A 9,655-nucleotide genomic window follows, 5' to 3' on the forward strand; every position below is an offset into this window, starting at 1 on the left:
TCGCAGTGGCAGGGGATGTGCAGCGTCCGCACCCCGGCACACTACGCGGGGGTGCGGACGCTGCACATCCCCTGCCACTGCGACGTCGGATATCCGCCGGAGAACGGCGGGATCGCGTCGATCAGGGCACGGGGTGCGCGGCGTCGTACGCGCGGAAGCCGGGCGACAGGCGCACGAGCACGGCGACGATCCCGATGATGAGGAATCCGCCGAGCAGCGGCGGGAACCACAGTGCGGTGAAGGTCGCGAGCGTGCCGGCGTAGAGGGCACCGATACGGGGTCCGCCGGCTACCACGACGGTGAAGATGCCCTGCAGGCGTCCGCGCATCGCGTCGGGCACGGCCGACTGCATCATGGTGGAACGGTAGATCGCGCTGACGTTGTCGGCGGCTCCGGAGACGGCGAGCACCGCGGCGCCCGCGGCGATCAGCACGACGTTCGGGGTGTTCGGGCCGACCGTCTCAGGCGCGAACGCGCCGAGGGCCGCGGCGGCGAGCACCGCGCCGAAGGCGAGGATGCTGGCGCCGTAGACGATGATCGACCGCTCGATACCGAGGCCGTGGTGCCGATAGCGTGCGATCGGTCCCGACAGCAGGCTCGACAGCAGGGCGCCGAGCGCGACGGCGGCGGTGAGCACGCCCGTCGTGATCGCGCCACCTCCGAGCAGCACGGCGCCCACGGCGGGGAAGAGGGCGGTCGGCTGTCCGAACGTCATCGCGGTGATGTCGAGGATGTACTGCAGCCGGATGTTCCCGGCCTTCCGGAGGAATCCGAGCCCGTCGCGCAACGACTCGAGGCCGGGTCGCGCGATCGTGCCCTCGGGGCGCAGGCGCGGCAGGGTCCACAGGCCGAGGAACAGCGACGACATGAGCAGCACGTCGACCGAGTACGTCCAGGCGTACCCGACGGTCGCCACCAGCACGCCCGCGAGCGCGGGACCTGCCATCACCATGATGCCGACGGTCACGCCCTGCAGTGCGGCGGCCGCCGGGAGGAGGTCGCGGGGCAGCAGGCGCGGCGTGATGGCCGACCGTGTGGTCATGACGATCGAGTTGGCGGCGGAGTTCACGACACTCAGGAGGTATAGCGACCAGAGACTCTCGACCTGCGTCCACGCGAGTGCGGCGATGAGGGCCGTCGACACGAACGTGACGGATGCCGCGATGAGGGCGACTGCGCGCCGGTCGAACGCGTCGGCGAGCATGCCGCCGTAGAGGCCGGCGAGCACCATGGGGATGAGCCCGGCCACCGCGATCATCGACACCGCGAAGGTGTCGCCGGTGAAGTCGTAGACCTGCAGCATGACGGCGACGATCGTCAGCTGGCCGCCGAGGCCCGACAGGGTCGCTCCCACCCAGAGCCGCGCGAAGGCGGGCACCGTGGTGAGAGGGCGGATGTCGATGAATGCGCTGCGGCGGGCGTTCACGATCGGGTCGAGGGGGATGAAGACGAACGCACGCGTCGAGCCTAGTCGTGCCGGATGTCGCGGCCCGCCGCCGCGGTCGCGGTGGCCGCCCGGCGCTGGTAAGCTGTTCCGGTTGCCGTTCGATCGGCCGCGGAGAAAGAGAGCTCGCACATTCGGTGACGGGCACCGCGCAACGAGGAGAAAGGGGATCGCTCTATGGCACTGGAACAGGACGTCAAGAAGGCGATCATCGAAGAGTACGCGACGCACCCCGGTGACACCGGATCCCCCGAGGTGCAGGTCGCTCTGCTGACGCAGCGCATCAAGGACCTCACCGAGCACCTCAAGGAGCACAAGCACGACCACCACTCGCGTCGTGGTCTGTTCCTGCTCGTCGGTCAGCGCCGTCGTCTGCTCGGCTACCTCCAGGACATCGACATCGCGCGTTATCGCTCGCTGATCGAGCGTCTCGGCCTTCGCCGCTGAGTCACCCGGCGTACATCGTCTTCTGAGGCCCGTCCCACGGTGTGGGGCGGGCCTCTGCTCGTTCCCTCGCGCCTCGCCCTTCGTCTCTTGCGGCGCACGGCGGGTGTGACGACGATCGGCCCGCCCCCGGAAGGGGCGGGCCGATCGTCGTCAGGTGTCAGACGCGTGCGGCGCGTGCGGCGACGAGGTCGGCGTGCCAGCGTTCGGCCACGTCCGGATGTGCGCGAAGGCGCGACTTGAGGGCGTTCTCGCCGTAGGTCGCGAAGATGGGGTTCGTGGGGTCGTCGGTCACGCCTCGCGCCTGGGCGGCGAGCTCCGCCGGCAGGTCGATGATCGGCAGCTGTGCGTCGAGGGTCGGGTTGAAGAAGAACGGAACCGAGATGCGCTCGTCGGGGTACCGGGGCGAGATCACGCGGTGGTTGGTCGCCTTCAGGTAGCCCTGCGTCGCATATTCGAGCAATTCGCCGATGTTGACCACGAACGCGCCCTCGACCGGCGGGGCATCCACCCATGCGCCGTCGCGCTCGACCTGCAGCCCGCCCTTGCCGGGCTCGACCCACAGCAACGTCAGCACGCCGGAGTCCTTGTGGGCGCCGACTCCCTGCTGAGGCGTCGGGTCCTCCTTGCCGGGGTACCGCACGATCTTGATCAAGGTGGAGGGCTCACCGAAGTGCTGGTCGAAGTACGACTCCTCTGCGCCGAGGGCCAGTGCCCATGCCCGCAGCAGCGTCCGCGCCACGTCGCTGAGGCGCTCGTGCCAGTCGAGCACGACCTCCTTGAGCTCGGGCAGGTTCTCGGGCCACAGGTTCGGTCCGATCAGTCGCGCATAGTCGGGCGCGTCGGCATCCGTGATCGGTTCGCGCTCGGGCCCGATATCGATCTGTTCGCGCCAGTCGACCTTCCCCTGCGTGCGCTCGCCCCCGACGCGGGTGTAGCCGCGGAACTGCGGCGAGTTGAGGTTCTCGATCGCCAGCTTCTCGGCCTCGGGCAGGGCGAAGAGCTCCTTGGCGACCCGCAGCAGCCGCGCTTCCTCGGCGGGAGCGATGCCCGTGCCGGTGAGGTAGAAGAATCCGACGTCGTGCGTCGCGGCCCGAAGCTGCGCGCGGAATTCAGCGGCCTCAGCCTCGCCCTGGCGCAGCAGCGAGAAGTCGAGCACGGGAAGCGAGAGATCGGTCATGCGTCGAGGCTATGTCGGAACAGGCCGCACAGCTCGTTTGTTGCACCCCGTGACCGGAGCGCTTGCGCGGGGGCGCGCAGGCCGGGCGATAGCCTTCGCTCCGAAGGGGAGGGGCCGCATGACGACACTCGGCGACGCCGCAGAGCTGGATGCCGCGATCGGCGCCGTCGACTGGGCCGCCCTCCCGCCGGGTGTGGTGCGCGCCGACCTCGATGCGCCGAGCGGTCGCCTTGCACGCATCGTCGCCGGCGCTGAGGATGCCCCGCGGGTGCTCCTCGTGCCCGGGGCGACAGGCTCGAAGGAGGACTTCCTGCTGATGATCCCGTCGCTGCTCGCGGCGGGCTATCGCGTGGAGTCGTACGATCTCGCCGGCCAGTTCGAGTCGGGTGGGGCGGGTCCGGAGAACCTCGACCCGCCGCGCGCGCATTACGACTACGACCTGTTCTGCGCCGACCTGCGGGCTGTGCTCGATGCCGGACGCGCGCCCGCGCATGTGCTGGGCTACAGCTTCGGGGGTCTTGTGGCACAGGTGCTGCTGGTCGAGCAGCCCGAGCTGTTCGCTTCGCTCGCGCTGCTCACCTCGCCGCCCGACGTCGGCCAGGTGTTCCGCGGGGTGAAGCGCATCGGACGGTTCTCGGGGGCGACCTCGCCGCACGCGGGTGCATCGCTCATGCTGTGGGGCATCCGCAACAACCTCAACCGGGTGCCGCCGGAGCGCATCGCCTTCGTGCGAGAGCGCTTCGCGCAGACGCGTCGGGCGAGCGTCGACGACATCGTGGGGCTCATGAAGCGGATGCCGGATGTCGCGGAGGCTGTCGCCGCCCTGCCGTTGCCGAAGCTCGTGGCGACAGGCCGTCACGACCTGTGGCCGGAAGCGCAGTATCGGGAGTACGCGGCGCGGATCGGGGCATCCATCGCGGTCTACGACACCGGGCACAGCCCGTGCGAGACGACGCCGCATCAGCTGGTGCGCGATCTGCTGAGCCTGTACGGCGAGACGGATCAGACCCCGCGGGAATAACCGTGGACGCGAGGTGTTTCACAAATTACATTCACGTGCATACAATCGTGAGTACGTAGACGAAAGCGGGACACCATGAGCGAGAACAGCGCACCCACCCCCGCCGTGCAGTTCGGCATCTTCACCGTGAGCGACATCACGCAGGATCCGACCACGGGCACGACCCCGAGCGAGGCCGAGCGCATCCGCGCGACCCTCACGATCGCGAAGCACGCGGAAGAGGTCGGGCTCGACGTCTTCGCGCTCGGCGAGCACCACAACCCGCCGTTCTGGTCGTCCTCGCCCACCACGACCCTCGCCTACATCGCCGCCCAGACCGAGCGGCTCATCCTCTCCACCGCGACGACGCTCATCACCACGAACGACCCGGTGAAGATCGCCGAGGACTACGCGATGCTGCAGCACGTCTCCGGCGGCCGCGTCGACCTCATGCTCGGGCGCGGCAACACCGGCCCGGTCTACCCCTGGTTCGGCAAGGACATCCGCCAGGGCCTGCCGCTCGCGATCGAGAACTACGCGCTGCTGCACAAGCTGTGGCGCGAGGACGTCGTCGACTGGGAGGGGAAGTTCCGCAGCCCCCTGCAGGGCTTCACCTCGACCCCGCGTCCGCTCGACGGCGTCGCGCCGTTCGTCTGGCACGGCTCGATCCGCACCCCCGAGGTCGCCGAGCAGGCCGCCTACTACGGCGACGGGTTCTTCGCGAACAACATCTTCTGGCCCGCCTCGCACTTCCAGCGGCTCATCACGCTGTACCGCGAGCGCTTCGCCCACTACGGCCACGGCACCGCCGAGCAGGCGATCGTCGGACTCGGCGGTCAGGTGTTCATGCGCCCGAAGTCACAGGACGCCGTGAGCGAGTTCCGCCCGTACTTCGACAACGCCCCCGTCTACGGCCACGGCCCGTCGATGGAGGACTTCACCGAGATGACCCCCCTCACGGTCGGGTCTCCGCAGCAGGTCATCGACCGCTACGCCGGCATGCGCGACCTGTTCGGCGACTACCAGCGACAGCTGTTCCTCATCGACCACGCCGGCCTGCCGCTGAAGACCGTGCTCGAGCAGCTCGACCTGCTGGGCTCCGAGGTGGTTCCCGTGCTGCGCAAGGAGTTCCAGACCAACCGTCCCGAGACCGTCCCGGATGCCCCGACCCACGCGTCGCTCGTCGCCGCGGCCTACGACGGCGCCGCTCCGCGCGAGGCGCGTCCGCGCGCGAACCGCGGCGACAACCTCACCCACGGTTCGCCCTATGAGGACACCAAGGAGCGTGCCGGCGCCGCCTTCGGCGCCGCCGCGACCCGGACGGGGGCCTGAGATGACCGCCCGCCGCATCGCGGTCGTCACCGCGGGATTGTCGAACCCGTCGTCGACGCGCATGCTCGCCGACCGCCTCGCCGCCGCGACAGTGCGCCAGCTGTCGGAGCGGGGGATCGAGGCATCCGTCGACACGTTCGAACTGCGCGACTACGCCCACGACATCACGAACAACCTGCTGACCGGCTTCGCGCCGGCGCCGCTCGAGACGATGATCAACACCGTGGTCTCGGCGGACGCGCTCATCGTCGTCACCCCGATCTTCTCGACGAGCTACTCGGGACTGTTCAAGTCGTTCATCGACGTGCTCGACCCCGACGCCCTCACCGGCACCCCGGTGCTCATCGGCGCGAACGCGGGCACCGCACGGCACTCCCTCGCGATCGACTACGCGATCCGTCCCGTGTTCGCCTACCTGCACGCCCAGCCGGTGTCGACGGGGGTGTTCGCGGCGTCGTCCGACTGGGGTGGCGCGGGCGACCAGGTCGCGCCGCTCGCGTCGCGCATCGAGAAGGGCGCCGCCGAACTGGCGGAGGCCATCGCACTGCACGCCGAGAAGGCGGCATCCGACCCGTTCGACCCGTCGTCGTACCTCGGCGAGGGCCGCTCGTTCGGCCACCTGCTCGGGGGCCTCGCGGGGGAGTGACCCCCGCGGGTCAGGCGATCTCTGACTCGACGAGCGTCTTGAGCGTGCCGAGGCCGGTGAGGAACGTGTTCGCGAGCATCTTGTCGAGGAACAGCTTTCCCATGATCCAGGTGCGCACGTTCACCTCACCCGACACGATCCAGTGCACATCGACACCTCCGGCGGCCGCCGGAGTGATGGAGAACACCACGTCGGAGGTCGAGGGCTTGGGCGTCCAGAAGTTCATCGCGACGTCGAGTCGCGACGGACGCTCGGTGCCGGTGATCTCCATGCGTCCCTTGCCGAGGCGCTTTCCCTCGTAGAGGAACACCGAGCCGACTCCGCTCGTGGGGCCCTCGTTGCTTGTCACGGTGGTCGGGTCCATCGTGGGGAACGGGTTCCAGTCGTTGAAACGGCCGAGCTCGTTGATGCGGTCGAAGACGGCTTCGGCGGGGGCGTCGATGTGCTCGACGACGTCGACGTATTGGCGAGGCATGGCGCTCACCCTAGTGGGTCGGCCGGTGGCGTGTCTGCGGGCGCGGTCGGCACGACCCCGCGCCGCGCGAGCGCAGCATCGACGACGAAGCCGATCGCCAGCGCGACCACGATCGAGACGAGCACGGCGACGATCGGGCCGCCCGGCAGCAGCACCGCTGCGGCCGCCCCGATGAGCGCCTGATAGGCCGCCCAGCCGAGGGCGGCCGTGCCCGTCACGCCGAGATAGCGAGCGGCGGGCACGTGGGACGCCCCGGCGACGAGATTCACCGCGAGGCGGGCGAACGGGATGAACCGGGCGGTGAAAACCACGGCCCCCGCGCGTCGGTGCAGTCGGGCCCGCGCCCAATCGAACGCCGCGCGGATCTTCGGCCGCTGCATCCATCGCCATCGCTCGAGCCCGACCGTGCGCCCGATCAGGTAGCAGCACGTGTCGCCGGAGAACGCGGCGAGAGCCGCGACCAGGATCACCGCGACGATGAACGGATGCCCCGTGGCCACCGCCAGCGCGCCGAACGCCGTCACCGCCGTCTCCCCTGGGAGGACCACCAGGAAAGCGTCGCCGAACACGAGCGCGGCCAGCAGGGGGAGCGCCCACGGGCTCTCGGCGAGCCCGGTCAGCCAGTCGTCGACCATCGGATGCCCACGATCCCAGGCGGGAGTCGACACGTCGGGGAACCCTCGGTGACCGGCGGTGGGAACCTGGGTGAACACTCGGCGATCGCGGCCGATTCGGGGCATCCGCGTGTCGTGGGCACCCCACCCTGGTGTCGTGAGAGTCGCGCTGGTCGCTGAATCCTTCCTCCCCCACATGAACGGGGTCACCGGCTCTGTGCTCCACGTGCTGCGGCACCTGGGCGAGGCCGGGCACGAGACCCTCGTCATCGCCCCGAAGGCGCCCGACACGATCGGCGCCGTCGATGCCGCCCGCACCGAGCTGCTGCGATCGGTGCCGATGCCCTCCTATCCGCAGGTGCGTCTCGTGTTCGCGCGGGCCGCCCGCATCGCCGGGATCCTCCGCGACTTCCAGCCGGACGTCGTTCACCTCGCATCGCCCTTCGTGCTGGGCTGGCAGGCGCTCGTCGCCGCCGACGGTCTGCACCTGCCGTCGGTCGCGATCTACCAGACCGACGTCGTCGCCTACGCCCGGAAATACGGCCTGCCGAAGGCGACCGCCCTCGTCGAAGGCCACGTCACACGCCTGCACCGTCGCGCGACCTCGACTCTCGCGCCCTCGACCGCCTCGATCGCACAGCTGAACGAGTTGGGCGTCGACCGGGTGCGGATGTGGGGGCGCGGCGTCGACGCCGAGCGATTCGCGCCCGAGCGGCGCAGCGATCTGTGGCGCGCGCGCACGGCCCCCGGCGAGCAGCTCATCGGCTACGTCGGGCGTCTCGCGCCCGAGAAGCAGGTGGAGGACCTGCGGGCCGTCGCCGACATCCCCGGCACCCGGCTCGTCATCGTCGGCGACGGGCCCTCGCGGGCGCAGCTCGAACGCGAGCTGCCGCGCGCGATCTTCCTCGGCCACCTGGGTGGCGACGATCTCGCCCGCGCGGTCGCGAGCTTCGACGTCTTCGTCCACCCGGGGGAGAGTGAGACCTTCGGTCAGACCATCCAGGAGGCGCTCGCGAGCGGGGTGCCGGTCGTCGCGACCGGGCGCGGCGGCCCGGTGGACCTCGTGCACTCGAGCCTCGACGGCTGGCTCTATCGGCCGGGAGACCTCGGCGACCTGCGCGCCCGGGTCGAGGATCTCGTCGGCGACGACGCAAAACGCCGCGCGTTCTCCCGGGCGGCGCGCGAAGGCGTGAGGGAGCGCACATGGAGCGCGCTCGTCGGCCGGCTCGTGCAGCACTACGACGAGGCTCGGGACCTGCGACGCATCGATGACGCGCTCTTCGTGCGCGCCGCGATCCGCCCGGAGACCGTCGCACGCACGGCCCCCGCGCCGCATCCGATTGCGTGGCACCGCTACGTCGCCCTCGGCGACTCGATCACCGAGGGCCTGTGCGACACCTCCCGTATGCCGGCCGGGATGTACCGGGGCTGGGCCGACCGGCTCGCGATGCTGCTCGCGCACGGATCGGCGGGCGCCGCGCCGTTCCGGTTCGCAAACCTCGCGGTGCGCAGCCGCCGCGTGCGCGACCTCGAGACCGATCAGGTCACCCGAGCCCTCGGCCTGCGCCCGGACCTCGTGTCGATCCTCATGGGGGCCAACGACCTCGTCGGGCACGGCGCCGACCCGCTCGCGCTCGCCGCCCGCCTCGAGGCGCAAGTGCGTCGCCTGCGGGACGCCGGCGTCGACGTGCTGCTGGTCACTCCCTTCCTTCCGCGGCGCCGCGCGGCGCGGCTGTTCGCGCGACGGTTCGCCGTCTACGCCTCGGAGTTGCGGCGCATCGCCCGCGACACCGGGTCGATGCTGCTCGACACCGAGGCACATCCGGCGCTCGGCGACCTCGACATGTGGGCCGACGACAAGGTGCACATGCGCTCCCGCGGCCACCGCTTCCTCGCGTACCGGGCGGCGGAAGCGCTGGGGGTACCCGATGCCGAGGCGCTCGGCGGGCTCGATGCCGCCCTTCACGCCGACGACGACGCCCCGGATCCGCACGGCTGGCTGCGCCGGCACGCGCTGCCGTGGATCTGGCGCCGCCTGCATGGGCGCACCGCGGGGGACGGGTTGTCGGCCAAGCACGACGACTACGTCGACCTTCCGGTCGGCGGTGACGGCGTGCGAGGCCGCGTCTGAGGCTCAGTACCAGCCGGTCGCCTGCGAGTGCGCCCACGCACCGCAGGGGGAGCCGTAGCGCGCGCTGATGTAGGCGAGGCCCCAGTTGATCTGCGTGTTGCCGTTGGTGCGCCAGTCGGCTCCGGCGGTGGCCATCTTCGAGCCCGGCAGCGCCTGCGGGATGCCATACGCCCCGCTCGAGGGGTTCAGGGCGTTCGCCCGCCAGCCCGATTCGCGATTCCACAGCGACACGAGGCACGAGAACTGGTCGGATCCCCAGCCGTACGCCCCTATCGCGCCCCGGGCGTAGGCCTGCGCGCCGGCCGGATCGACGACGACACCGTAGTCGGTGCCGCCGGACGACCCGGAACCCGACCCGCCTGACCCCGCCCCGCCGGTTGACCCTGACC

General features: G+C 70.6%; 10 protein-coding genes. 5 read left to right on the forward strand and 5 right to left on the reverse strand.

What is annotated here, in order from left to right; all coding sequences use genetic code 11:
- Positions 1 to 121: 121 nt before the first annotated feature.
- Complete coding sequence (locus tag FFS51_RS14180; protein WP_056209419.1) at positions 122 to 1,426, reverse strand: MFS transporter; 1,305 nt, start codon at positions 1,424 to 1,426, stop codon at positions 122 to 124.
- 195 nt (positions 1,427 to 1,621) lie between these two features.
- On the opposite strand from FFS51_RS14180, the gene rpsO reads away from it, so the two are divergent.
- The gene (gene rpsO, locus FFS51_RS14185; protein WP_045245804.1) at positions 1,622 to 1,891 is read left to right on the forward strand and encodes a 30S ribosomal protein S15; all 270 of its coding nucleotides are present in this window, start codon (positions 1,622 to 1,624) and stop codon (positions 1,889 to 1,891) included.
- A gap of 157 nt (positions 1,892 to 2,048) precedes the next feature.
- Here rpsO and FFS51_RS14190 read toward each other — a convergent pair whose 3' ends face one another.
- Positions 2,049 to 3,068 carry an isopenicillin N synthase family dioxygenase gene (locus FFS51_RS14190; protein WP_045245802.1) on the reverse strand — a complete coding sequence of 340 codons (1,020 nt, stop codon included), beginning with the start codon at positions 3,066 to 3,068 and terminating at the stop codon, positions 2,049 to 2,051.
- Between the two features lie 118 nt (positions 3,069 to 3,186).
- Between FFS51_RS14190 and FFS51_RS14195 the strand changes: the two genes are divergently transcribed.
- The 3 genes from FFS51_RS14195 to FFS51_RS14205 all read left to right on the forward strand — a co-directional run bounded on the left by FFS51_RS14195 (position 3,187) and on the right by FFS51_RS14205 (position 6,046).
- Positions 3,187 to 4,089, forward strand: a complete 903-nt coding sequence (locus FFS51_RS14195) for an alpha/beta fold hydrolase (protein WP_137878745.1) — start codon at positions 3,187 to 3,189, stop codon at positions 4,087 to 4,089.
- Positions 4,090 to 4,164: 75 nt separating this feature from the next.
- Positions 4,165 to 5,400 (forward strand): LLM class flavin-dependent oxidoreductase, encoded by a 1,236-nt coding sequence (locus FFS51_RS14200; RefSeq protein ID WP_045245800.1) that lies wholly within the window; start codon positions 4,165 to 4,167, stop codon positions 5,398 to 5,400.
- Between the two features lies 1 nt (position 5,401).
- On the forward strand, positions 5,402 to 6,046 hold the full coding sequence (locus tag FFS51_RS14205; protein ID WP_056209416.1) for a CE1759 family FMN reductase: 645 nt from the start codon (positions 5,402 to 5,404) through the stop codon (positions 6,044 to 6,046).
- A gap of 10 nt (positions 6,047 to 6,056) precedes the next feature.
- On the opposite strand, the gene FFS51_RS14210 is transcribed toward FFS51_RS14205, so the two are convergent.
- Together FFS51_RS14210 and FFS51_RS14215 are read right to left on the reverse strand one after the other, a co-directional pair.
- Positions 6,057 to 6,521, reverse strand: coding sequence for an SRPBCC family protein (locus FFS51_RS14210; protein ID WP_137878746.1), 465 nt, complete (start codon positions 6,519 to 6,521; stop codon positions 6,057 to 6,059).
- A 5-nt stretch (positions 6,522 to 6,526) separates the two neighbouring features.
- The gene (locus FFS51_RS14215; protein WP_249352739.1) at positions 6,527 to 7,189 is read right to left on the reverse strand and encodes a DedA family protein; all 663 of its coding nucleotides are present in this window, start codon (positions 7,187 to 7,189) and stop codon (positions 6,527 to 6,529) included.
- A 103-nt stretch (positions 7,190 to 7,292) separates the two neighbouring features.
- Here FFS51_RS14215 and FFS51_RS14220 point away from each other — a divergent pair, with 103 nt between their 5' ends.
- Positions 7,293 to 9,266 (forward strand): glycosyltransferase, encoded by a 1,974-nt coding sequence (locus tag FFS51_RS14220; protein WP_137878747.1) that lies wholly within the window; start codon positions 7,293 to 7,295, stop codon positions 9,264 to 9,266.
- Between the two features lie 3 nt (positions 9,267 to 9,269).
- Here FFS51_RS14220 and FFS51_RS14225 read toward each other — a convergent pair.
- Positions 9,270 to 9,655 (reverse strand): aggregation-promoting factor C-terminal-like domain-containing protein (locus tag FFS51_RS14225; protein WP_045245795.1); only part of this gene is annotated, 386 nt, incomplete at its 5' end.

It is taken from the genome of Microbacterium sp. 4NA327F11 (assembly GCF_005503465.1).
GTDB classification, from domain to species: Bacteria; Actinomycetota; Actinomycetes; order Actinomycetales; family Microbacteriaceae; genus Microbacterium; species Microbacterium ginsengisoli.

Excerpts from the sequence above, each read along its gene's own strand:
- rpsO (WP_045245804.1), top strand. The coding sequence starts at position 1,622 with ATGGCACTGGAACAGGACGTCAAGAAGGCGATCATCGAAGAGTACGCG.
- FFS51_RS14190 (WP_045245802.1), bottom strand. The coding sequence starts at position 3,068 with ATGACCGATCTCTCGCTTCCCGTGCTCGACTTCTCGCTGCTGCGCCAG.
- FFS51_RS14195 (WP_137878745.1), top strand. The coding sequence starts at position 3,187 with ATGACGACACTCGGCGACGCCGCAGAGCTGGATGCCGCGATCGGCGCC.
- FFS51_RS14200 (WP_045245800.1), top strand. The coding sequence starts at position 4,165 with ATGAGCGAGAACAGCGCACCCACCCCCGCCGTGCAGTTCGGCATCTTC.
- FFS51_RS14205 (WP_056209416.1), top strand. The coding sequence starts at position 5,402 with ATGACCGCCCGCCGCATCGCGGTCGTCACCGCGGGATTGTCGAACCCG.
- FFS51_RS14210 (WP_137878746.1), bottom strand. The coding sequence starts at position 6,521 with ATGCCTCGCCAATACGTCGACGTCGTCGAGCACATCGACGCCCCCGCC.